A 23,519-nucleotide genomic window follows, 5' to 3' on the forward strand; every position below is an offset into this window, starting at 1 on the left:
TCGACGCGCCCTCGGGCGCAGAACAACGGAGCACCCCCTCAATGAGACGAGCGAAAATCGTCGCCACCCTCGGCCCGGCAACGTCGTCGTACGAGACCATTCGTGCGATCATCGACGCCGGCGTGGACGTGGCCCGCATGAACCTCAGCCACGGCAGCTACGACGTGCACGAGGGCATCTACCGCCTCGTGCGGAAGGCCGCCGAGGACTCCGGTCGCGCCGTCGCGATCATGGTCGACCTGCAGGGCCCCAAGATCCGCCTCGGCAAGTTCGAGGGCGGTCCGTACCCCCTCGCCGAGGGCGACGTCTTCACCATCACCACCGAGGACGTCCTCGGCACCAAGGAGCTCTCGGGCACCACGTTCAAGGGCCTGCCCGACGACGTGAACCCCGGCGACATGCTCCTGATCGACGACGGCAAGGTCGCGGTCCGCGTCACCGCCGTCGAGGGCCCCCGCGTCATCACCGAGTGCGTCGTCCCCGGCAACATCTCGAACAACAAGGGCATCAACCTGCCCGGCGTCGCGGTCAACGTGCCCGCGCTGTCGCAGAAGGACGAGGACGACCTGCGCTGGGCCATCCGCCTGGGCGCGGACATCATCGCGCTGTCCTTCGTGCGCAACGCCAGCGACATCGTCCGCGTGCACGAGATCATGGCGGAGGAGGGCCGCAAGGCCCCCGTCATCGCCAAGATCGAGAAGCCGCAGGCCGTCGACAACCTGCAGGAGATCATCGACGTCTTCGACGGCATCATGGTCGCCCGCGGCGACCTCGGCGTCGAGCTGCCCCTCGAGGCCGTGCCGATCGTGCAGAAGCACGCCGTCGAGCTCGCCCGCCGCTGGGCCAAGCCCGTCATCGTCGCCACCCAGATGCTCGAGTCGATGATCGAGAGCCCGCGCCCCACCCGCGCCGAGGCCTCCGACGTCGCGAACGCCATCCTCGACGGAGCGGACGCGGTCATGCTCTCCGGCGAGACCAGCGTCGGCGCCTGGCCGGTCGTCACCGTCCAGACCATGGCTCGCATCGTCGAGTCGACCGAGGAGCACGGCCTCGAGCGGATCCCCCCGCTCGGCAGCAAGCCGCGCACCCAGGGCGGCTCCGTCACCCTCGCCGCCGCCGAGGTCGCCGAGTTCGTCGAGGCCAAGTTCCTCTGCGTCTTCACCGAGTCCGGCGACTCCGTCCGCCGCATGACGCGCCTGCGCCACGGCATCCCGATCATCGGCTTCACCCCCGAGCCCTCGGTCCGCCGCCGCATGGCGCTCAACTGGGGCGTCCAGTCCTACGTCACGCCCCGCGTGAACCACACGGACGCCATGTTCGCCCAGGTCGACGCCGTCCTCCTCCGCGAGAACCTCGCGAAGGCCGGCGACACCGTCGTCGTCGTCTCCGGATCGCCCCCCGGACGCGCCGGCACCACCAACGACATGCGCGTGCACGTCGTCGGCTCCTCCAGCTCCTCCGAGCCGGTGGAGAACTGGGACCACTGAGTCTCTGCAGAAGGGCCCGGTCGCCAGCGCGACCGGGCCCTTCTGCGACGGACTCCTCGTTCCTCGTCGTCCGTCGGCGGTCGGCTTCGCGACGGGGTGCGCTGGTGGGAGCCGGTCGCGTTTCGGGTACGACGATCCGCTGGCACGCGGATCGCCGGTGACCCTGCGGAGCGGCGGCCGGTCTGCAGGGGTGGCGACCCCTTCGGGGCGCCACGCTCCCGAGCGGGGGTGGGTGCTCCCGCTCCTGCTGATCGAGCAGCCGCGCGTCCATGCTGGTCGAGTAGCCGCGCAGCGGCGTATCGAGACCCACGGTCGCCCGCGCGTCGGGTGCAAGGGCCGCGGCCCCTTCGGGGCGCGAGCCGCTCCTCGCCGCATGAGCAGCTGCCGACCCCGGCCGAGCATGCGCAGTGGCCCCTTCAGAGGGGCGTGTCTTCCATGCTGGTCGAGTAGCCGCGCAGCGGCGTATCGAGACCCGGCGTCTTCGGCAGGGCGGGTCTGCAGACTCGTCTTCGGGCGCGGGTGGATCTCGATGCGCCCGCTCCGCGGGCTGCTCGATCGGCATGCTCGTGCCCGACTATGCGGTGCGATCCTCGGGGGGCGTCGCCGCCGGTCCGGGGGCGGCTGCGGGCCGCGCTAGCGTGGGGGCATGCGACTCGGCGTGCTCGACATCGGCTCCAACACGGTCCATCTGCTGCTCGTCGACGCGCACCCGGGGGCGCGTCCCGTGCCGTACCGGTCGCACAAGCGCAGCCTCGCGCTGGTCGCGTACCTCGACGCCGCCGGCGACATCACGGAGGAGGGGCAGCGCGAGCTGATCTCCTTCGTCGCCGAGGCGCACGAGGTCGCCCGCCGCCACCGCGCGGAGGACCTGCTCGCCTTCGCCACCTCCGCGATCCGCGAGGCCGGCAACGGCGCCGCGGTGCTCGAGCGCGTCCGCACCGAGACCGGCGTGCACCTCCAGGAGCTCGGCGGCGAGGCCGAGGCGTCCGCGACCTTCCTCGCCGTGCGCCGCTGGTTCGGCTGGGGCGCCGGCTCGATCCTCGACCTCGACATCGGCGGCGGCTCCTTCGAGCTGTCGATGGGCGTCGACGAGGTGCCCGAGCTCGCCGTCTCGGTGCCGCTCGGAGCCGGCCGCGTCACCCGCGACCTCCTCGACGGCGACCCCGCCTCCGCCACGAGCGTCAAGGCCGCCCGCCGGCACGCCCGCGAGGTGCTCGCCGAACCCGTCCGCGCCTTCCTCGCCCTCGGCACCCCCGACCTCGTGGCCGGCACCTCGAAGACCTTCCGCTCCCTGGCCCGGATCGCCGGCGCCGCTCCCAGCGCCGCGGGCCCGCTCGCCCGCCGCGAGCTGCACCTCGTCGACCTGCGGCTCTGGTCCTCCCGCCTCGCCGCGATCAGCGCGGCCGACCGCTCGGCGCTGCCCGGTGTCTCCACGCTCCGCGCCCCGCAGCTGCTGGCCGGCGCGCTCGTCGCCGAGGCGGCCATGGAGGCGCTGCACGTCGAGACGCTCGTGATCTGCCCATGGGCGACCCGCGAAGGCCTGATCATCCGCCGCTTCGAGCTCCTCGACGCGCAGCTGCAGCGCGAGGAGCCTCAGCTGAGCGTGATGCTGTAGGAGAAGGCGCGCTGCTCGCCCGGGGCGAGCACGAACTGCCGCGGCTTCTCGACGATGTCGCCGTCCCAGCCCTCCGGCGTCGGCACGCTCCGCCACGGCTCGATGCAGACGAACGGCGCGCCGACCGGCTTCCAGACGCCGACGACGTCGAAGTCGCCGCTGTCGACCGCGATCGAGCGCGCGCCGTCGGCCTCGAGCGTCAGCGTGCGGCGGCGGGGCTCGTCGAAGATCAGCACGCCCTCCTCGAAGTGCGCGTCGTCCACCGTGAGCACGCCGTCCTCGAGCGGTGCCGGGTGGCGCTCGGCGACGAGCAGGTTCTCGGGAGCCCGGCGGAAGCCCTCCGGCTCGGGCTGCGCGAACCGGATCCGGTGCTCACCGGTCGCGCCGGGCAGCGGCAGCGCGAACGCCGGGTGGTTGCCGACCGAGGCGCCGAGCGGCTCCGCGCCGCGGTTCTCGACGGTCTGCGTGATCCGCAGCGTCGATCCGGTCACCGCGTAGGCGATCAGCAGCGACCAGTCGAAGGGGAACACCGCGCGGGTCGCGTCGTCGCTGCGCAGCCGGAAGACGGCCTCGTCGCCGCCGACGCCGGCCAGCTCGAAGACGCGGTCGCGGGCGAAGCCGTGCTGGCCCATCGGGTGGTCGCGGCCGTCGTGGTGCAGGGTGTCGCCCGGCAGCCGCCCGATGATCGGGAAGAGCACGGGAGCATGCCGGCGCCACTCGGGTCCGGCCTGCCAGAGGTACTCGCGGTTCTCGGTGTCGCGGAGGGACGTCATCTCGGCGCCCGCGGTCGTCAGCGCCACGCGCAGCTCGTCGCTGCCGATCGCGAGGACGGTGGGCTCGGGGGAGTCGTTGCTGCTCATCCTCCGATTCTGCCGCTGACCCGGGCCGGCGCGGCGACCGGCGCCGCATCGACCGCGGATCGGTGTCGGACCGGCGTGACAGCATGGGGCGATGCCTCCCGAGAAGTCCGCCGCCTCCTGGCGCGCCCGCGTGGGCGAGCTCAGCGGCGGCGACCCCGGAGAGCCGACTCCGACCCTCACGCCGATCGGCCTGCAGTTCGAGCTGCGCCGCCTCGTCCGGCGCGCCGACGACCCGTGGCGCGCGCCGACGAGCGAGCGCGTCACCGCCGCGACCTACGACCCCGCCGAGCGCGACGACCACCGCCTCGCCACCCGCCCGGTCGTGCCCGGCCGCGGCGGCGCCTGGAACCGGACGACCCTCACCTGGAAGTCGCTGAACTTCCAGACCCACCGGCTCTCGCTGGATCCGGCGCATCAGCGCTGGTTCGCCGAGTTCGCCGCGCTGCACCGGGCCACCCGCACCGTGCACCTCGGCCAGGATCCGGACTGGATCCACCTCGACGACTACGAGAGCCCGCTGCTCTGGCGCCTGCTCGAGCAAGCGGAGGGCCTGCGCATTCCGCTGCTGACCACCGGCGCGGGTGCTCTCGCGCGCTCCGCCTCGGCGCACGTCGCCCTGGTCGCCTCCGAGCTGGCGGGCGCCCTGGAGCTCACCCCCGTCCTCCGGCTCGACGCCGGCGAGCGCCCGCTCGAGGCCGCGAGGCCCATCGCCCGGCACGGCGTCTACCTGGTGGAGTCCGTCGACCCGACCGCGCTGCTGCTCGCGCCGACCCCGCAGCCGCTCGACGACGAGGAGCTGCGGCTGCTCCGCCATCCCGAGCCGACGGGCATCCCGGCGGAGGACGTCGCCGAGTTCCTGGCGGAGCACCTGCCGACCCTGCGCGGCCGCGTCGCTGTGCGGGGCGCGGACGCCGGGATGGAGCTCGACGAGCCCAAGCCGCCCCGGCTGGTCTGCACCGTCTCGTTCGAGCCGCGCCGCGTCGTCCGCGTCGGCTTCCACTGGCGGCGCAGCCCCGACCGGGCGCGCGAGCTCGACGGGGGCGGCGACGACGCGCTCGAGGACTCGATCCTCCGCCGCGCCCGGACGGTCCTGGCCGCCGCGCAGTCGGACGTCGTCCCCGACGTCGACCGGCCGGCGGTCCTGCGCGGCGCGGCGGCGGCGGTCTTCGTCGTCGAGCAGCTGCCGCTCCTCGAGAACGTCGGCGGCGTGCGGATCGAGCGCGAGGGGAAGCAGCCCGACTACCGGCTGCTCAACGGACCGCTCACGCTCACTCTCACCGCGGCCGACACCGAGAGCGCCGACTGGTTCGACCTCGGCGTCGTCGTCACGATCGGCGACGCGAGCGTCCCCTTCGGCCCGCTGTTCCGCGCGCTCGCGAACGGCGGCGACCGGATCCGGCTCGTGGACCACTCCTACCTCTCGCTCGCGCATCCCGGCCTCGACCGGCTCCGCGAGCTGCTGCAGCGCGCCGACGAGCTGGAGGAGTGGGAGACCGGCCCGCGGATCGGCCGGCACCAGACCGCGCTCTGGGAGGAGCTGGACGAGCTCGCCGACGCGAGCACCGCCTCCGATGCCTGGAAGGTCCTGCTCGACAACGCTCTGGCCGCGGGTGCGCCGGTCGACGTCGAGCCGCCGGCCGGCCTCACCGGCGAGCTGCGCTCGTACCAGCGCGAGGGCTATTCCTGGCTCGTGCACCGCCGCCGCCATGGGCTCGGCGGGATCCTCGCCGACGACATGGGGCTGGGCAAGACGCTGCAGACCCTCGCGATGATGCTGCAGGCGGTGGAGGAGGCGCGCGCCGCCGGAGTCCGCGCCGCGCCGTTCCTCGTGGTCGCGCCGACCTCGGTGCTGCCCGGCTGGCTCTCGGAGGCGGCGCGCTTCGCCCCCTCCCTCCGGATCGCGGCGGTGACCAGCACCCGCGAGGGGCGCGGCGACAGCCTCGCCGCCCTGCCGGCCGATCTCGACGTCGTGGTCACCAGCTACGCGGTGCTCCGCCTGGCCGGTGAGCAGTGGGCCGAGCGGCAGTGGTCGGCCCTCGTCCTCGACGAGGCGCAGTTCGTGAAGAACCCGTCCTCGCAGGCGCACCGGGCCGCCCGCGGCGTCGGCGCGCCGATCACCCTCGCCCTCACCGGCACGCCGCTCGAGAACTCGCTCGACGAGCTGTGGGCGGTCCTCGCGCTGACCGCGCCCGGTCTCCTGCCGTCGCTCCGGCGCTTCCGGGAGGAGTTCTCCCGCCCGATCGTGCACGCGGACGAGCCGGTCGGCATCGTCTCGCCGGACCTGTCGGCGGGGCGCACGGTCTCGCACTCCGAGGGAGCGCGGCGGCGTCTCGACCGGCTGCGGCGCCGGATCCGCCCGTTCCTGCTGCGCCGGACGAAGGAGGCGGTGGCGCCCGAGCTGCCCGAGAAGCAGGAGCAGACCCTCGAGGTCACCCTCGCTCCGAGCCACCGGGTGCTCTACGACGGCTATCTGCAGCGCGAGCGGCGGAAGCTCCTCGGGCTGGTCGACGACCTCGACCGCCAGCGCTTCACCGTGTTCCGCTCGCTCACGCTGCTCCGCCTGCTCGCCCTGGACGCCTCGCTGGTCGATCCCGCGTACCGGCACGTGCCCTCGGCCAAGCTCGACGCGCTGATCGAGCAGCTCGACGACGTGCTGGCGGAGGGGCGCCGGGCGCTCGTCTTCAGCACCTTCACCTCGTACCTGGAGCGCGCGGCCGAGCGGCTGCGGCGGCGGGGGATCCCGTTCGTGCAGCTCGACGGCTCCACCCGCGACCGGGGTGCGGTGATCGACGAGTTCCGCTCCGGAGCCGCGCCGGTGTTCCTGATCAGCCTGAAGGCGGGCGGGACCGGGCTCACGCTGACCGAGGCCGACCACGTCTTCATCCTCGACCCCTGGTGGAACCCCGCCGCCGAGGCCCAGGCGGTGGACCGCGCGCACCGGATCGGCCAGGAGCGCCGGGTCAACGTCTACCGGCTGGTGGCGAAGGACACGATCGAGGAGAAGATCGTCCGGCTGAAGGAGCGCAAGGCGCGCCTGAGCACGGCCGTCCTCGACGAGGGCGAGCTGTTCGCCCAGGCGCTCACCGCCGACGACCTGCGCGAGCTGCTGGGGGAGTGAGGCGGGCCCGGCACCCCCGGCGTGATCCGAGGACCTCGGACGAGCCCGGCGGCCCGGGAACCTCCTGCCCTGTAGCACCCCTGGCGGAGTGAGGGAAGAGACGGTCGCACCCAGGATCCGAGCGCAGACTCGATGGATGAGTCGACGCCGTCCCCGCCCCCGCCCCGACTGGGTCGCCGCCCTCGAGACGGGCGACGACGCGGGCCTCTTCGGCCCCGGCAGCGCCGTCTGGGCCGTCAACGGCGCGATGCCGACGATGGTCGCCGGCGTCCGCGCCCTGCTGATGCAGACGCTGCACGCGGGCGCGATGGCCGGCGTGCACGACCACTCCCGCTACCGCGAGGACCCGATGGGCCGCCTCGACAACACCGTGCGCTGGGTGCTCACCACCAGCTTCGGCGACACCGCCACCGCCTCCGGAGCCGCCCGCTGGGTGACCGGCGTGCACGAGCGGATCGTCGGCACCTACCAGGACGCGACCGACGTCGAGCGGCACTACTCGGCGCAGGATCCGCGGCTGCTGCTCTGGGTGCACGACGCCTTCACCGACGCGTTCCTCGGCGCGCACGAGCTTTGGGGCGGCCCGATCCCGGGCGGTGCCGACGCCTACGTCCGCGAGTGGGCCGCGTCGGGCCGCCTGCTCGGGGTGGAGAACCCGCCCGAGAGCGTCGCCGAGCTGCGCGAGCAGCTGGCCGGGTTCGCGGGCGAGCTGCGTCCCGACGAGCGGGTGCACGAGGCGGTCGAGTTCCTCCGGACGGTGAAGCTCCCCGGGGAGGCCGGGCTGATCTACCCGCTGCTCTTCGCCGGGGCCACCGCATCGCTGTCGCCCGAGGTGCGCCGCCTCCTCGGCCTCCGCCGCCCGTGGTGGCCTGCGATCACCGCGACCCGCCTGCTGATGCGCTCCCTCGAGCTGTACCTCGGCCGCGTCTCACCCAGCGAGCGCGCCGCCCGCACCCGCCTCGGCCGCCTCGCCGCGACCCGCACCGCCGCGAGCTGACCCGGGCTCGGACTCCGCCGTTCTGCCGCGGCCCATTCCACGCACTTCCGGCTCACGGAATCGCTCCCGGCACGCCGGATCCGCTCGTCCCCGCGTGCCGAACCCGCTTCCACGAGCCGGAGGTGGCGCGTGGAGCAGCCGACTGCCCGGTCGGCTCGCAGAATCACGTCCGGCACGTCGGATCGGCGCGTTCCCGCGCGCCGAAGCCGGTTTCGCGAGCCGGAGGTGGTGCGGGGAGTGGCCGCGTACCCGTTCGGCTCGCGGATTCACGTCCGGCACGTCGGATCGGCTCGTTCCCGCGTGCCGAAGGCGGTCTCGCGAGCCGGAGGTGGTGGGGGAGTAGCCGCGGGCAGGTTCGGCTCGCGGAATGACGCTCGGCTCGCCGTACCTGCTGGTCTCCGCGTGCCGAGGCCGGTTCCGCGTGCCACAGGTGATGGCGCGAGCAGCCGCGCACGCCTCCGGCTCGCTGAAACGCGTCGGGCACGACGGATCCACCGGATCCCGCGTGCCGAACCGCTTCTCGCGAGCGGGAGTCGACCGGCACACCAGTTCGCCGGGTTTTCCGAACACCTGTCCGGGAAGTGGTAGACTGCCGGGGATGTCTTCCGCTCGAGCCGCCTCTCCGCACGGAGTGGAGGCACCCGTCACCCCGGGGCCCGCGTCGGCCGATCCGCGCACGCGCCGCACCCGCCGCCGGGTCTTCGACGCGGTCGAGCGGCTCGTCATGCAGACCGACGGCGGCCGTGCCGAGGGCATCGCGGTCAGCGACATCGTCCGCGAGGCCGGCATCAGCCGCAGCTCGTTCTACTCGCACTTCGAGGACGCGGCCGCTGTCGCCTCCGCCCTCCTGCGCGAGGACCTCGTCGTCGCGGACGTCGCCGCTCCCGACCCCGCGGACCGCACCGGCGCCCGCGCGCTCCGCCGCGGCTACGTCCGCCTCGTCGACCGGCTGGTCGACCGGCACGCCTTCCACGCCCGGCTCCGCGCCCGCGCCTCGGCCCGGGTCGCCTCGGACGACGCCGTCCTCGACACCGTGCTCGCCCTCCACCGCGAGGTGCTCGCCCGCGTCGACGCCCCGGCCGGCGTCGACCCCGAGCTGACGGCGACCTTCGCGGCCGGCGGCGTGCTCGCCGTGGTCGGCGCCTGGCTCGCAGGCGGACTCGACGGCACCGACGAGGAGCTCGTCGAGCAGCTCGTCGCGCTCCTCCCGCCCTGGCTGGCCGACGCGCCGCTGCGGGCCCCGGACTCCTCCTCCCTCCCACCACGCCCCACGATGAAAGGCACGACATGATGACATTCGAGGTCGGCGAGACCCTGGTCTACCCGCACCACGGAGCGGTGACGATCACTGGGCTCGAGAAGCGCTCGGTCAAGGGCGTCGAGAAGACGTTCATGACGATGAACGTGCACACCAGCGAGCTCACGATCACCCTGCCCGTCGAGAACGCCGAGCTCGTGGGGGTCCGCGAGATCATCGACGACGCCGGCGTGCAGGCCGTCTACGACGTGCTCCGCAGCGACGTGGCCGAGGAGGCCAGCAACTGGTCGCGCCGGTTCAAGGCGAACCAGGAGAAGATGGCGAGCGGCAGCGTCTACCGGGTCAGCGAGGTCGTCCGCGACCTGTGGCGCCGCGAGCAGGCCGGCGGAGTCTCGGCCGGCGAGAAGCGCATGCTGCTGAAGGCCCGCCAGATCCTGGTCTCGGAGCTCTCGCTCGCGCTGAAGGCCACCGACGAGGAGGCCTCCGCGAAGCTCGACGAGGTCCTCGCCTCGGCGATCTGATCCGCCCCGACGGCGCGTCCACCCTCCGGGGCGGGCGCGCCGTCGGCGTCTCCGCACCCCGGCTCGCCGCCGCCGTCAGCCGTCCTAGGCTGGTGGAGCCGGCCGGACGCGGTCGCGCGCAGGGGAGCGGACGGGAGCGCGGTCGATGACGGCATCGGACGAGGCGACGAGCGCCGCCGCCGCGCTGCAGGAGCTGCTCGCGCAGACCGTCGTCGAGCTCGAGCTCCGCGGTGTGCCCGATCAGGCCCTCGCCGAGCTCCGCCGGCCGCGCGCGATCCTCGGCTTCCGCCGCGCGCCCGTGATGGCCCCGGTCACCCGGGCCTGGCGACTCGGCGTCCTGCTGCTCGGGCACGACGGCGACGTCTTCGCGACCGGCTCAGTGACCCGCTCCGTGGCCCCGCTGCACGCCAACAACCAGTCGGAGTCGCAGGAGGCGCGCCGGGAGATCCGGAAGGCCGCCTTCGACGGACCCTTCCAGGAGGGCGAGATCGTCAACCACGGCTGGCGCCGCCTGGCGATCGACGCCGAGAGCCTCACCGCCGGTCAGGAGCCGCTGTCGCTCCGCGGCGCACGGGTGGTGGTCCGCTGGGCACCCGGCCTCGGCGAGCAGGGACTCATGCCGCTCGAGCGCTACCTCGCCGACCGGCTCGACCTGCTCGAGGGGGCGTAGGAGCCGACCGCTCCGGCCGGCTCCGCCGCGTCACTCCGCAGCGTCACTCCGGCGCGTCACTCCTCTTCGGCGACCGGGTGGAACCAGGGCGGATAGACCGCGACACGGGGAGTGGCCCCGCTGTTCTCGAACATCGCCTTGACCTTGTTCTTCATGGTGACCGACGGCACGCCGACGACGGCGATCTCCTCGATCGGGAAGCGGTCCGGCACGAGCGCCTCGGCGCTGCGCAGGGCGGGCTCGTCGACGAGGAGCCGCGCGAAGGTGCGCACGAGCGCGTCGCCCTCGGTGAAGCGGGTGAGCACGTGCGACGCGTCGCCGTCGCTCAGCACGGGCGCGGAGGACAGCGAGCCCACCAGGACGACGAACTGCGACGCGGTGGTGGTGTGCGCGCGAGGCGACCAGTGCGGGAGCACTCGGTCGCCGCGGAGGTCGGCCCAGAGCGCGGCGTCGGGGGAGAGGAAGAACGGGACGTAGCCGGCGACGCTGACGCCGTCCTTGACCTGGACGGCGCGGCGGTGCTCGCGGGTCGTCTCGGCGCTGACGTCGACCGCGGGGCGGCCTTCGAGGTTCTGGTCGGCCAGGACGGCGCCGGCGGCGACGATCGCCTCGAGGTTGTCGAGGTGGGTCACGTGGTAGATGCGCTGCGCGGTGATGTCCACCTGCGGGAGCGGCTTCTCGCGGGCGGTGCCGCGGGCGGCGGCGCGAGCGGTGGCCGCGCGGGACGTGCCGGGCACGCGCACCGGAGCCCGGGTGCGGCCCTGCGGCTCGGGGAGCTTGGCGGGGGAGCAGACGTCGCAGAGAGCGATGTCCAGACCGTGGATGCATTCTTCGGGCACGCGTGTAATCCTTCTGCGCGCGGTCTCGGGATTCCGGCGCAAGGTCGACGTTACGCGACCGCGGCGACCCCGTGCCGTCCCGGCGGTGATCCGCGGACCTCCGACGTGCCCGGCCGCGCATCGCCTGGGAGCGGGAGAGGCGCCGCCGCCCGCCCGCGTAGCGTGGGCCGGATGAAGCGCACACCCCCCGCCGAGGGACAGGAATCCGTCTGGGACTACCCGCGACCGCCCAGGGTCGAGCCGACCGCCGAGCACGTCGTGGTCCGGCTCGGCGGCGTCGTCGTCGCCGACACCCGGGAGGCGTTCCGCGTCCTCGAGACCAGCCACCCGCCCGTCTACTACCTGCCGCGCAGCGCGTTCGCCGACGGCGCGCTCGAGCCCGCCCCCGGTCGCAGCATCTGCGAGTTCAAGGGCGCGGCCTCCTACCTGACGGTCCGCGGCGGCGCAGCGGTCGCCGAGGCGGCCGGCTGGATCTACCCCGAGCCGATGCCGGGCTTCGAGCAGCTCGTCGACAGGGTCGCGCTCTACCCGGGGCGGATGGACTCCTGCACCGTCGACGGCGAGACCGTGCAGCCGCAGCCGGGGGACTTCTACGGCGGCTGGATCACCTCCCGCGTGGTCGGACCGTTCAAGGGCGCGCCGGGGACGATGTTCTGGTGACGCTCCGGCGGATCCGGCGGCTCCGTCGTAACGCCGGGTAACCGCCCGACGCGCCGCCCTCCTCCTCTGCCACGGTGGTGCCCACTGCCGGAGGGCGGGCACGAGGGAGGCGGATCATGGCACGGCACGGGCACGCGAGCGAGGACGGCTGGGGCTTCTCGACCCGGCAGCTGCACGCCGGAGCGGTCGAGGACGCGCTGCACGCGCGGCGCACCCCGATCTACCTCACGGCCGGCTTCAGCTTCGACTCCTTCGACGAGGCGCGCGACCGCTTCGCCGGCGCGGACGGCTACACCTACACGCGGGTCGGCAACCCGACCACCGACGCCGTCGAGCGCCGCCTCGCCGCCCTCGAGGGCGGCGAGGCGGCGCTCCTGGTCGGCAGCGGTCAGGCGGCCGTCTCGGTCGCCCTGCTCGCGCTCGCCTCGGCCGGAGACCACGTGGTCGCCGCCGCGAGCCTCTACGAGGGCACCCGCAACCTCCTGCTGGAGAACCTCGCCCGCCTCGGCGTCGGCGCCACGTTCGTCGAGGACGCCGACGACCCGCTCGCCTGGGCCGCCGCGATCACCCCGCGCACCCGCGCCGTCCTGATCGAGTCGATCCCGAATCCGCGCAACGATGTGGTGGACGTCCGGCTCGTCGCCGAGGTCGCGCACCGCGCCGGTGTCCCCGTCGTCGTCGACAACACCTTCGCGACCCCGTACCTCCTCCGCCCGCTCGAGCACGGAGCCGACATCGTCGTGCACTCGGCGAGCAAGTTCCTGGCCGGGCACGGCGCCGTGATCGCCGGGGTGATCGTGGACGGCGGCCGCTTCGACTGGCGCACGCCGCAGTACCCGCACCTCGCCACCGCGATCGAGCGCGGTGGCGACCCCGAGCGCGCCTTCGCCGACTACGCCCGCCACGTCGTCGCCGGCCGGATGGGTCCGACCGTCTCGCCGCTCACCGCCTTCCTGCTCGAGCAGGGCCTCGAGACGCTGTCGCTGCGGGTCCGCCACCAGTCGCGCAGCGCCCTCGCCGTCGCGCGCTGGCTGGAGGAGCGGCCCGAGGTCGCGGGCGTCGACTACAGCGGACTCGCCTCCAGCCCCTCGCACGCGCTCGCCCGCCGCCTGCTGCCGCACGGGCAGGGCTCGGTCTTCTCCTTCACGCTGCACGGCGGGGAGGAGGCGGCGCGCCGCTTCTCCGACGCGCTCGGCCTCTTCACCCGGATGACCCACCTCGGCGACGTCCGCTCGCTCGTGCTGCACCCGGCCTCGACCACGCACGTCGGCCGCACCGCCGAGCAGCTCGAGGCCGCGGGGATCGGCCCCGGTCTGCTGCGGCTCTCCATCGGCATCGAGGACGTCGAGGACCTCCTCGCCGACCTCGAGCTCGGGCTGCGCGCCGCGGCCGTCCGGCCGCTCGTGCTGGCGGAGGCGTCGTGAGCCGGCCGCAGCACTTCGCCTGGTTCCTCTCCCGCGGCTTCGGGCCGCAGGCCTGGGGGCAGCCCGGCTGGGAGTGGGACCACTCCTGGACGACGGCGGAGGTCTACCGGCGCAGCGCTCGCGAGCTCGAGCAGGCCGGCTTCGACCTGGTCATCATCGAGGACGCGCTCTCGCTCGGGAACGCCGGCACCCTCGACCTCCGCATCCGCCGCGCCTACGGCGGGCCCAAGCACGACCCGCTGCTGCTCGCGCCGTCGCTCTTCGAGGCGACGCAGCACCTCGGCGTCGCGCCGACCGTCAATCCGATGGCCTACAGCCCGTACCAGGCGGCCCGCCAGTTCGCCACGCTCCAGCACCTCAGCGGCGGGCGCCTCGGCCTGAACGTGGTGACCGACGTCGGCAGCAGCCGGCACTTCGGCCTCGAGCCGCTGCCGCACGACGGCGCCTACGACCGCGCGCACGAGTGGCTCGACTCGCTGCGCGAGCTCTGGCGCAGCTGGGACGACGGCGCGCTGATCCAGGACGAGGCGACCGGCCGTTTCGCCGACGGCGACCGGCTGCACGCCCTGCACCACCGCGGGACGCACTACTCCTTCGACGGCCCGCTGAACGCGCTGCCGTTCGGCACCGGGTCTTCGGCGGGGGCCGCCGCCGGCCCGGGCGAGCCGGTCATCGTCTCGCCCGGCGGCTCGCCGCGCGGCATCGACTTCGCCGGCGCGCAGTCCAAGATCCAGCTGGCCCTCGCCTCGCTCGACACCGCGACGGTCCGCGCCTACCGCGAGCGGGCTCGCGCCGCGGCCGCCGCGCACGGCCGGAACCCCGACGACCTCACGATCCTGTTCGTCTTCAAGCCGATCATCGTCTCGAGCCGGGAGGAGGCGCAGCGCCTCGTCGACGCCTCCGCGCACCCCGACGACGCGGCGCTGCTCACCGCGGCGGCCGCCTGGTCGAGCGACCTCGAGACCGACCTGACCGCGCTGGACCTCGACCGCCCGGTCGACCCGTCGGTCTTCGGCGAGCACGTCTCGCGCGGCAGCATCGCCGGCCTCTACGGCGGTGCCGATGCCGACGCCCCGCTGCGCGCCCTGCTCACCGCCAAGGCGCGGCTCGGGCTGATCGCCGATCGCAGCGGCGTGGTGGGCACCGCGGAGGAGGTCGCCGACTTCGTCCAGGAGCTCGGCGACGACGCGGACAACGACGGCTTCGCGTTCTCCGGTGACTTCCACCCGGTGACGCTGCACCGGATGCTCGACGAGCTGGTGCCGATCCTGCGCCGCCGCGGGATCCTGCGGCGGGAGTACCCCGGGGGCGGTCTGCGCGGGAGCCTCGCGGAGTTCTGAGCGGCTCGGCCCGGTCGGTCTCTCGCTAGGAGTCCGCCGCCGGCTCGGCGATCAGGAGCGCACGGGCCGCCTCGAGACCGGACACCTCGAGCTCCCACTCCGGGCGGCGGAGCGTCTCGGGCGTGACGCGGAACCGGATCTCCTCGACCGCCACTCCGTCGGCGCCGACCGTGCGATGCGTGCCGTTGGGCTCGTAGCCGAGCCCGGTCGACACCCGGATCGACGCCGTGTTCCACGCCAGCGCGCTGCTCTCCGCCACCTCCGCACCGAGGTGGTCGAAGGCGAGCAGGAGGGCCGCCGCCCGCATCTCCCGGCCGAGACCGCGCCCCTGCGCCGCGCGCGTGAGCCACGAGCCGGAGGAGACGGTGCGCCGCGCCGCGAACTCGTCGGCGAGCAGGTCCTGGCAGCCGATCACCGCGCCGTCCTCGACGATCGCGAAGGCCACGCGCCAGGAGTCCGGCCGCGTCGCTGCACGGAGCGACCACTGGTAGCGGGCGAGATCGGCGGGCAGCTGCTCGGCAGGCACTTCGGCCCAGGCCGCGGGGAACGGCGAGCGGCCGGGCTCGTGGATCCCGGCGACGGCGGCCGCGGCGAGGGCCGGCAGATCGGCGTCGCGGACCGGGTGCAGCTCGAGGCGCGGCGTGCGCAGCACGAGGGAGAAGAGCGGCCAGGCCGCCGAGGAATGGTCCATCCGACGACGCTAGCGAAGCGGCGACGCGCGCGGGGCGCCTGCGGTACCGGTGGTGGGACTCGAACCCACAAGCCCTCTCGGACAGAGCATTTTGAGTGCCCCGCGTCTGCCATTCCGCCACACCGGCTCATCACGAGCCTGTCGAGAATACCGTAGGCTCTTCGGCGTGACAGACCAGGAAACTCCGCAGACCGCACCCCGTCGGGTCGTCGTCGCAGAGGACGAATCGCTCATCCGCATGGACATCGTGGAGATCCTCCGCGACAACGGCTTCGAGGTCGTCGGTGAGGCGGGCGACGGCGAGACGGCCGTGGCCCTCGCCACCGAGCTGCGCCCCGATCTGGTGATCATGGACGTGAAGATGCCCCAGCTCGACGGCATCTCCGCCGCCGAGCGCCTCTCGAAGGCGCACATCGCTCCGGTCGTCCTGCTGACCGCGTTCAGCCAGAAGGAGCTGGTCGAGCGCGCGAGCGAGGCCGGCGCGCTGGCCTACGTGGTCAAGCCGTTCACGCCGAACGACCTGCTGCCGGCGATCGAGATCGCCCTCTCCCGCTACGCCCAGATCCTCACCCTCGAGGCCGAGGTCGCCGACATGGTCGAGCGCTTCGAGACCCGCAAGCTCGTCGACCGCGCCAAGGGCCTGCTCAACGAGAAGATGGGCCTCTCCGAGCCCGAGGCGTTCCGCTGGATCCAGAAGGCGTCGATGGACCGCCGCCTCACCATGCACGACGTCGCCCAGGCGATCATCGAGCAGCTCAGCCCCAAGAAGTAGGGCGGCGGCGGTCCGAGGGCCGCGCCGTCACGGCCAGAGGCGGGTGCGCTCCCACGGGGAGCCGCCCGCCTCCGTCGTTCCCGCGTTCGTCGCCCCCGCAGCGCCCGTCGCGCTGTACAGCAGGCGGCTGTGGTCCTGCTCCGCCCTGGTCGAGCCCTGCCAGAACTCGATCCGCTCGGGCACGACGCGGTAGACGGCCCAGTCGCGGTCGAGCGTCGCGGGGGAGCAGGCGACGGCGACGCCGGTCTGCAGCGTCACCAGGTCGAAGTCCTCGGCGCGCTTCATCGGCTCGCTCTGCCGGCCGACCAGCAGCGCCGTGCGCGCCGCCTCCGAGCGCCGCTGGAAGTCCTTCTTCGACTCCTCGGCGGACGCGCGCTCGACGCGGCCCTCCACCCGGACCTGCCGGCCCTGCACCGGCCAGAAGAAGGTCAGGGCAGCGTGCGGGTTCGCCGCCATCGCGCGCCCCTTGGGGCTGGAGGCGTGGGTCGAGAACGCCCAGCCGGCGTCGTCGATGTCGCGCAGCACGAGCACCCGCGCCGAGACGGTCCCGTCGGCGTCGGCGGTCGACAGCGTCGCGCCGTGGGGGAGGAGCTGGCCGGCGTCCTTCGCCGCCTCCAGCCACTGCCCGAACAGCTCGACCGGGTCGGCCGGAGCCGCCTCAGCATCGAAGTCGGGCAGCTCGGAGGGCATGGACGGCAGGGAGCGCAGCAGATCGCGGAAGGTCACGCCCCGAGCCTAGGTCGCCCGCTCCGCCGCGGCGGGGGCTTGCGGACCCGCCGCGGCGCGCTCCGCGGGCGACGTCGAGCAGTCGGTCCGTCTCGTGTCGGACGAAGGCCGGCTTCCCGCATCTCCACCGAGAGCGCGCTCGTCCTCGTCGCCTCTCGCGGTCCTCGTCGCGCGAGGACCGGCGCGGAGCGACAGCTGTCTCTCCGCGTGCCTGACCTTGCTACAAAGTACGCAGGTCGGGTGCGGCGCACGGTCGGTGATCGATGCGACAGTGCCGACGGCCGATCCGCCACTCCCTCCGCGCGGTAGTGGCATCACGCCCTTCGAGCCCTGCAAGGAATGAGCAGACGGATCCGACTTCGACTCGCTCCTCGTCGCCGTGGGGCCTGCCCCGATCGAGAGCGGGGATCCTCGTCCTCGCAGTGGCGCTCGCTGTCCTCCTCGTCGTCGACGCTCCGTCTTCCGGATCCTGGGGAGGCGCAGTGGAGGTGCCCTTCCCTCTCCTGCTCGTTCTCCTGGCTCTCGTTCCGCGGATGATTCCGCTCGTCGAGGGGTCGCGCCTCCTCGAGCGCTCCGCCCGGCGACCGACGCGCGCAGTGTTCGCCGCAGAGCTCGGCACCGCGCTGATCGGCTGGACGATGTCGGCCGCCGTCGGGTCGCCCGTGCCGTCCTTCGTCGCCGCCGGGCTCGTGCTCGTGCTCGGAACTGCTTTCGCGCTCACGGCCTCGCGAGCGCTGAGCTGAACCTCGTCCGCGGGCCCCGAGCCCGAGGCGCCTGTCGCGCTTGCGCGGCCGGGGTCGGCGGCGCGGGCACGCCCTAGCGGAGCCCGTCGTCCGCCGGCCCGCGGGCGGCCCGCGCCATTCAGCTCACGTCCGACGACAGGGCGGTACGGCCGAGGCGGGCCGCCGCTAGAACGGACGAGGCACGGGTGCAGGACCCGTCCTCAGACGGGGGAGTCGATCGTTGCACCCTGCGAACCGATCACGGGAGTCGATCCGGCGCGCGTCCCGGTCCAGGCTCGGACTGCTGCTCGTCACGGCGACCGTCGTGCTCGAGCTCATGCTGGGCGCCTGCCTGCCGGAGCTGGGGCGGACACCGCCGCTGGTGGTCCTCCCGGTCGTCGTCTCCCTCCTCGCGCTCCTGCCCCGAGCCTTCCCGGCCGTCGAGGACTCGTGGCTGCTGGAGCGCACGGCGGCGCGACCGATGGTCGTCGCGTGCTCGGCGGAGGTGACGGTCGCTCTCGCGGGGGCGCTCCTGGCGGTCGCCGTGGACTCGCCGAAGCCCCTCGTCGCGGCGGCGGGCACGGTCCTCGTGCTCGGCTCCGTCGTCGTCGCCGTCGTCCCCGGTGCGGACTGAGCGGAGCGGTCAGCGCGCGTCGCGGAGGATGTTCGTGATGCGGACGGTGCTGAGGCGGCGGCCCTGCTCGTCGCGGACGACGATCTCATGGGTGGTGAGGGTGGAGCCGAGGTGGATGGCGTCGCAGGTGGCGATCACGTGGCCGTGGGTGATCGAGCGGCTGTGGCTCGCGTTCAGCTCGATGCCCATCGCGAGGCGTCCCGCGCCGGCGTGCACGTTCGCGGCGATCGAGCCCATCGACTCGGCGAGGACGACGTGCGCGCCGCCGTGCAGGATGCCGACCGGCTGGCGGTTGCCCTCGACGGGCATCGACGCGACCGAGTGCTCGGGGGTGAGCTCGTGCCAGACGATGCCCATCCGCTCGGCGAGCTCGCCCATGCCGCGCCCGATGTGCGCCTCGAGGTCGAGGGCGGGCGGGCGGACCCAGGGGGCGGCGGTCGCGGCGGCGGGGGCGGATTCGGTCACGGTGCTCCTCGTGCTGGGCCTCCCGGAGGCCCTCCGCCGACGGGCGGGACCGGGCCCGAACCGGTGTCGGAGGCGCTGTGTAGTCTTGCCCTGTGTCAGATCCGGAACAGCCTACCCTCCTGCTCATCGACGGTCATTCGCTCGCGTTCCGGGCGTTCTACGCCCTCCCGGTCGACAGCTTCCAGACCCGCGACGGGCAGCACACGAACGCCATCCACGGCTTCCTGTCGATGCTGATCCTGCTGCTGAAGAACGAGAAGCCGACGCATCTCGGCGTCGCCTTCGACATCTCCCGCTACTCGTTCCGCACCCGCGAGTACCCGGAGTACAAGGGCACCCGCGGCGAGACCCCGCCCGAGTTCAAGGGCCAGGTCCCCCTCCTCGAGGAGGCGCTGCACGCGATGAACATCCGCACCGTCTCGAAGGAGGACTTCGAGGCCGACGACATCCTCGCCACGCTCGCCCGCCAGGGCGCCGAGGCGGGCTTCCGCGTGCTGGTCGTCTCGGGAGACCGCGACACCATCCAGCTGGTCACTCCCGACGTCACCCTGCTCTACCCGTCGACCCAGGGCGTCTCGCAGCTCACCCGCTACGACCGCGACAAGGTCTTCGAGAAGTACGGAGTCGAACCGCACCAGTACCCCGAGATCGCGGCGCTCGTCGGCGAGACGAGCGACAACCTGCCCGGCGTCGACAAGGTCGGCCCGAAGACGGCCGCCAAGTGGGTCAACCAGTACGGCACCGTCGCCGACATCATCGCCCACGCCGACGAGATCAAGGGCGTCGTCGGCGAGAAGCTGCGTGAGCAGAAGGAGAACGCGCTCCGCAACCGCCGGCTCAACCGCCTGATCACCGACGTCGAGCTGCCGCTCGGCCCGAACGACCTCGACCGCCGTCCGATCGACCCGGACGCGGTCCGCGAGATCTTCAGCCGGCTCGAGTTCAGGACGCTGCAGGAGCGCGTGCTCACGATCGCCGCCGACGAGGGCGTCGAGGGGGCGGCGGAGGCGCTCGCCGGCGACACCGTCGTCACCGCGGCTCCGGCCGTGCGGAACCTGGTCGACGAGGAGCTCGCGCACTGGCTCGCCCGGGTCTCCGCGAACGGCACCGTGCCCGTCGCCGTGCAGGTGCAGCTCGGCGAGAGCGGCCTCGAGGGCATCGGCCTGTCGGTCGAGGCGGAGTCGGCCTTCGTGCCCTGGGCGGCAGGCCGGCCCGACTACACCGCGCTCGAGGAGTGGCTCGCGAGCGACGCCCCGAAGTACTTCGCCGACGCCAAGCCGCAGGTCAAGGCGCTGCGCCGGGCCGGGCTCCCGGTGGCCGGACTCGCCTTCGACACCCGCATCGCGGCGTGGCTCCTGCAGCCCACCGGTCACGCGGCGACGCTGCCGGCCCAGGTCCAGCAGTACCTCGACGAGGCGATGATCCAGGGCGACCCGAACCAGCTCGTCCCGACCGCCCCGCCGATCGGTCCCGCGACCGAGGCCTGGTACGCGCACCGCCTGGTCGGCGTGCAGACCGAGCTGCTCGGCGAGGGCATGCTCTCGGTGCTCGTCGACATCGAGCTGCCGATCGTGCAGGTGCTCGCGACGATGGAGCTCACCGGCGTCGCGATCGACGCCGAGGTCCTCGCACGCCTGCGCGGCGAGCTCACCGCCACCTCGGTGGACCTCGCGAACCGCGCCTTCGCCGAGATCGGGCACGAGATGAACCTCGGCTCGCCCAAGCAGCTGCAGCAGGTGCTCTTCGAGGAGCTGGCGATGCCGCGCACGCGCGCGACGAAGACCGGCTACACGACCGACGCGTCCGCCCTGGCGGACCTGCAGGAGTCGCACCCGCACCCGTTCCTCGGTCTCCTGCTCGAGCACCGCGACGCGACCAAGCTCAAGCAGATCATCGAGACGCTGGAGAAGTCGGTCACCGCCGACGGCCGGATCCACACCAGCTACGACCAGACCGGCACCGCGACCGGGCGGATCTCCTCGAACGACCCGAACCTGCAGAACATCCCGGTCCGCAGCGAGGTCGGCCGCCGCATCCGCACCGCGTTCGTGCACGGCGAGCAGGCGAGCACCCTGATCACCGCCGACTACTCGCAGATCGAGATGCGGATCATGGCGCACCTCTCCGGCGACGCCGGCCTGATCGAGGCCTTCCACAGCGGCGAGGACCTGCACCGGTTCGTCGGCGCGCGGATCTTCGGCGTCGAGCCGTCGGACGTCACCTCGGCGATGCGCAACAAGGTCAAGGCGATGTCCTACGGGCTCGCCTATGGACTGAGCGCGTTCGGCCTCTCCAAGCAGCTGCGCATCTCCAGCAACGAGGCGAAGCAGCTGATGACCGACTACTTCGTCCGCTTCGGCGCGGTCCGCGACTACCTCCGCACGGTCGTCGAGCAGGCGCGGGAGACCGGCTACACCGAGACGATCTTCGGTCGCCGCCGCCCCTTCCCCGATCTCCAGAGCGGCAATCGCGTCCTCCGCGACAACGCGGAGCGCGCCGCGCTGAACTCGCCGATCCAGGGATCCGCCGCCGACATCATGAAGATCGCGATGATCGGCGTCCAGGCCGACATCGGCGAGAAGGGCCTGGAGTCGCGGATGCTGCTGCAGGTGCACGACGAGCTCATCTTCGACGTGGCTCCCGGCGAGGAGGACGTGCTCGAGGAGGTCGTCCGCGCGCGGATGGCCGGCGCGGTCGATCTCTCCGTCCCGCTCGAGGTGCAGGTCGGCCACGGCTCCGACTGGGACGTCGCGGCGCACTGACGTCGCGCGGCGCCCGCCCGATCGGGACGTTCCGGGCCGCTGGCTAGGCTCGAAGGCATGACCTCCGACATCTCCCGCGAGCCCACCGCCGTCGACCTCGTCGCCGAGCGGTGGGTCGACACCCTCGTCGAGCTCGAGCCCACCCTCGGCACCTCGATCGGCCGCGCCGAGGCGAACCGCCGCCTCGGCGACCTGTCGCCGGAGGGCGTGGAGCGGGCGCGGACGGCGACGGCCGCCGCGCTGGCCGAGCTCGAGTCCGCCGTGCCGGTCGACGCCGTCGACGCCGTCACGGTCGCCGACCTCGGCGCCGACCTGCGGCTGTCGCTCGAGGCGCACGCGGCGCAGCTGCCGCTGCGCGATCTGAACGTGATCGCCTCGCCCGCGCAGGAGCTGCGCGACGTCTTCGACCTGATGCCGACCGACTCCGTGAGCGACTGGGAGGACGTGGCGGAGCGGCTCCTCGCGGTCCCGGCCGCGCTCGCCGGCTACGCGGAGACCCTCCGCGCGGGCATCGGCGCGGGAGTGACGCCGGCGCGCCGCCAGGTCGGCCTCGTCGCCGAGCAGGCCGAGACGATCGCCGGCCCACGGGGGTTCTTCGCCGCCCTGGCCGCCGACGCGGCTCCGGCCACCGGATCGCTGCCCGCATCCCTCTCGCTGCGGCTCGAGGAGGGCGCCCGTCGCGCCTCCGCGGCCTACGGCGGCCTGGCCCGGTTCCTCCGCACCGAGCTCGCCCCGGCCGCGACGGAGCAGGACGCGGTGGGCCGCGAGCACTACGCGCTGCAGTCGCGCCGCTTCCTCGGCGCGGTGGTCGACCTCGACGAGACCTACGAGTGGGGGATCGAGGAGCTCGCGCGGATGACCGCCGAGCAGGAGGCGATCGCCCGCGAGATCCTGCCCGGCGCGAGTGTCGCCGAGGCGATCGCGCACCTCGACACCGATCCCGCCCGCACCCTGCACGGCGTCGACGCGCTGCAGCGCTGGATGCAGGAGACCAGCGACCGGGCCGTGAGCGAGCTCGCGGGCACCGCCTTCGACATCCCGGACGAGCTCCGCCGCCTCGAGTGCCGCATCGCGCCGACCCAGGAGGGCGGCATCTACTACACCGGCCCGAGCGACGACTTCTCCCGCCCGGGCCGGATGTGGTGGTCCGTCCCGCCGGGCGTCACCGAGTTCGCCACCTGGCGCGAGCTGACGACCGTCTACCACGAGGGCGTCCCCGGTCACCACCTGCAGGTGGGTCAGGCCGTCTACAACCGCGCGAGCCTCAACACCTGGCGCCGCCAGCTCGCCGGCAGCTCCGGGCACGCCGAGGGCTGGGCCCTCTACGCCGAGCGGCTGATGGAGCGCTTCGGCTACCTGGACCACCCGGCCGACCGCCTCGGGATGCTCGACGGGCAGCGGATGCGCGCCGCCCGCGTCGTCATCGACATCGGCGTGCACCTGCAGAAGCGGATGCCCGGCTCGTCCGACGTCTGGACGGCCGAGTCCGCCCTCGCCTTCCTGCGCGCGAACGTCAACATGGACGACGCCTTCGTCCGCTTCGAGGTCAACCGCTACCTCGGCTGGCCCGGCCAGGCGCCCTCCTACAAGATCGGCCAGCGGATCTGGGAGGAGCTGCGGGACGAGGCGAGCGCGCGCGACGGGGCGGACTTCTCGCTCGCGTCGTTCCACCGTCGCGCCCTCGATCTCGGCGGTGTCGGGCTCGACACCCTCCGCGCGAGCCTCAGCGCCGGGGCCTGACCTCCGCGGGGCGGAGGCCGACCGATGGAATCCGCCAGGACACGCGGAACGGGGCCCTTCGAGATTGCTCTCACCCCGGTCGGTTCGATAGTCTGGGACGTCACCTTCGTGGCGCCGCCGTGCCCACGGTGCGCTGGAGATCCGGGACCACGGTCCGGGCTCTCGAGCTCCTCCCGGTCACGGCATCCCCACCACCTCCGCAGTGGTCACCACCGCGT

20 protein-coding genes and 1 tRNA gene are annotated in these 23,519 nt (G+C 73.5%); 15 read left to right on the top strand and 6 right to left on the bottom strand.

Annotated features, from left to right (window positions below):
* The first annotated feature begins 41 nt into the window (after positions 1-41).
* Entirely contained in the window at positions 42-1,487 is a 1,446-nt protein-coding gene (pyk, locus tag MT353_RS09445; protein WP_123446241.1) for a pyruvate kinase, read from the top strand.
* A 646-nt stretch (positions 1,488-2,133) separates the two neighbouring features.
* Positions 2,134-3,102 (top strand): Ppx/GppA phosphatase family protein, encoded by a 969-nt coding sequence (locus MT353_RS09450; RefSeq protein ID WP_127886888.1) that lies wholly within the window; start codon positions 2,134-2,136, stop codon positions 3,100-3,102.
* On the opposite strand, the gene MT353_RS09455 is transcribed toward MT353_RS09450, so the two are convergent.
* Complete coding sequence (locus MT353_RS09455; RefSeq protein ID WP_243624262.1) at positions 3,081-3,962, bottom strand: aldose 1-epimerase family protein; 882 nt, start codon at positions 3,960-3,962, stop codon at positions 3,081-3,083. The two genes, MT353_RS09450 and MT353_RS09455, sit on opposite strands and share 22 nt — an antisense overlap.
* A 91-nt stretch (positions 3,963-4,053) precedes the next feature.
* On the opposite strand from MT353_RS09455, the gene MT353_RS09460 reads away from it, so the two are divergent.
* From MT353_RS09460 to MT353_RS09480, 5 genes are all read left to right on the top strand, one after another.
* Positions 4,054-7,080 (top strand): DEAD/DEAH box helicase, encoded by a 3,027-nt coding sequence (locus MT353_RS09460; protein WP_243624263.1) that lies wholly within the window; start codon positions 4,054-4,056, stop codon positions 7,078-7,080.
* Positions 7,081-7,216: 136 nt separating this feature from the next.
* The gene (locus MT353_RS09465) at positions 7,217-8,077 is read left to right on the top strand and encodes an oxygenase MpaB family protein (RefSeq protein WP_243616261.1); all 861 of its coding nucleotides are present in this window, start codon (positions 7,217-7,219) and stop codon (positions 8,075-8,077) included.
* Positions 8,078-8,675: 598 nt separating this feature from the next.
* Positions 8,676-9,368, top strand: a complete 693-nt coding sequence (locus MT353_RS09470) for a TetR/AcrR family transcriptional regulator (protein WP_123446246.1) — start codon at positions 8,676-8,678, stop codon at positions 9,366-9,368.
* The gene (locus tag MT353_RS09475) at positions 9,368-9,856 is read left to right on the top strand and encodes a CarD family transcriptional regulator (protein ID WP_123446565.1); all 489 of its coding nucleotides are present in this window, start codon (positions 9,368-9,370) and stop codon (positions 9,854-9,856) included. Before MT353_RS09470 ends, MT353_RS09475 begins: the two co-directional genes overlap by 1 nt.
* Positions 9,857-10,001: 145 nt before the next feature.
* Positions 10,002-10,526 carry a hypothetical protein gene (locus MT353_RS09480; RefSeq protein ID WP_243624264.1) on the top strand — a complete coding sequence of 175 codons (525 nt, stop codon included), beginning with the start codon at positions 10,002-10,004 and terminating at the stop codon, positions 10,524-10,526.
* A gap of 56 nt (positions 10,527-10,582) precedes the next feature.
* Here the strand turns inward: MT353_RS09480 and MT353_RS09485 are convergent, their stop codons facing one another.
* Positions 10,583-11,365: a DarT ssDNA thymidine ADP-ribosyltransferase family protein gene (locus tag MT353_RS09485; protein ID WP_243582466.1), complete on the bottom strand. Its 783-nt coding sequence runs from the start codon at positions 11,363-11,365 to the stop codon at positions 10,583-10,585.
* Between the two features lie 171 nt (positions 11,366-11,536).
* Between MT353_RS09485 and MT353_RS09490 the strand changes: the two genes are divergently transcribed.
* From MT353_RS09490 to MT353_RS09500, 3 genes are all read left to right on the top strand, one after another.
* Positions 11,537-12,025, top strand: a complete 489-nt coding sequence (locus MT353_RS09490; protein WP_243624265.1) for a DUF427 domain-containing protein — start codon at positions 11,537-11,539, stop codon at positions 12,023-12,025.
* Between the two features lie 116 nt (positions 12,026-12,141).
* Complete coding sequence (locus MT353_RS09495) at positions 12,142-13,449, top strand: O-acetylhomoserine aminocarboxypropyltransferase/cysteine synthase family protein (protein WP_243624266.1); 1,308 nt, start codon at positions 12,142-12,144, stop codon at positions 13,447-13,449.
* Complete coding sequence (locus MT353_RS09500) at positions 13,446-14,789, top strand: LLM class flavin-dependent oxidoreductase (RefSeq protein WP_243624267.1); 1,344 nt, start codon at positions 13,446-13,448, stop codon at positions 14,787-14,789. Before MT353_RS09495 ends, MT353_RS09500 begins: the two co-directional genes overlap by 4 nt.
* A gap of 25 nt (positions 14,790-14,814) precedes the next feature.
* On the opposite strand, the gene MT353_RS09505 is transcribed toward MT353_RS09500, so the two are convergent.
* Positions 14,815-15,480 (bottom strand): GNAT family N-acetyltransferase, encoded by a 666-nt coding sequence (locus MT353_RS09505; protein WP_243624268.1) that lies wholly within the window; start codon positions 15,478-15,480, stop codon positions 14,815-14,817.
* Between the two features lie 44 nt (positions 15,481-15,524).
* Positions 15,525-15,607, bottom strand: a tRNA-Leu gene (locus MT353_RS09510).
* A gap of 39 nt (positions 15,608-15,646) precedes the next feature.
* Between MT353_RS09510 and MT353_RS09515 the strand changes: the two genes are divergently transcribed.
* Positions 15,647-16,252, top strand: a complete 606-nt coding sequence (locus MT353_RS09515) for an ANTAR domain-containing response regulator (RefSeq protein WP_123446252.1) — start codon at positions 15,647-15,649, stop codon at positions 16,250-16,252.
* 27 nt (positions 16,253-16,279) lie between these two features.
* Here MT353_RS09515 and MT353_RS09520 read toward each other — a convergent pair whose 3' ends face one another.
* Positions 16,280-16,978: a pyridoxal 5'-phosphate synthase gene (locus MT353_RS09520; protein WP_243624269.1), complete on the bottom strand. Its 699-nt coding sequence runs from the start codon at positions 16,976-16,978 to the stop codon at positions 16,280-16,282.
* Between the two features lie 533 nt (positions 16,979-17,511).
* On the opposite strand from MT353_RS09520, the gene MT353_RS09525 reads away from it, so the two are divergent.
* Entirely contained in the window at positions 17,512-17,721 is a 210-nt protein-coding gene (locus tag MT353_RS09525) for a hypothetical protein (protein ID WP_243624270.1), read from the top strand.
* 304 nt (positions 17,722-18,025) lie between these two features.
* Complete coding sequence (locus MT353_RS09530) at positions 18,026-18,334, top strand: hypothetical protein (protein WP_243624271.1); 309 nt, start codon at positions 18,026-18,028, stop codon at positions 18,332-18,334.
* Between the two features lie 9 nt (positions 18,335-18,343).
* Here the strand turns inward: MT353_RS09530 and MT353_RS09535 are convergent, their stop codons facing one another.
* A complete protein-coding gene (locus tag MT353_RS09535; RefSeq protein ID WP_374204658.1) occupies positions 18,344-18,799 on the bottom strand; it encodes a PaaI family thioesterase in 456 nt (151 codons plus the stop codon).
* 92 nt (positions 18,800-18,891) lie between these two features.
* On the opposite strand from MT353_RS09535, the gene polA reads away from it, so the two are divergent.
* Complete coding sequence (gene polA, locus MT353_RS09540; RefSeq protein ID WP_243624272.1) at positions 18,892-21,561, top strand: DNA polymerase I; 2,670 nt, start codon at positions 18,892-18,894, stop codon at positions 21,559-21,561.
* 57 nt (positions 21,562-21,618) lie between these two features.
* Positions 21,619-23,301, top strand: a complete 1,683-nt coding sequence (locus MT353_RS09545) for a DUF885 domain-containing protein (protein WP_243624273.1) — start codon at positions 21,619-21,621, stop codon at positions 23,299-23,301.
* The last annotated feature ends 218 nt before the right edge of the window (positions 23,302-23,519 follow it).

The sequence above is a fragment of the Rathayibacter sp. VKM Ac-2927 genome, assembly GCF_022815525.1.
Classification (GTDB): Bacteria; Actinomycetota; Actinomycetes; order Actinomycetales; family Microbacteriaceae; genus Rathayibacter; species Rathayibacter festucae.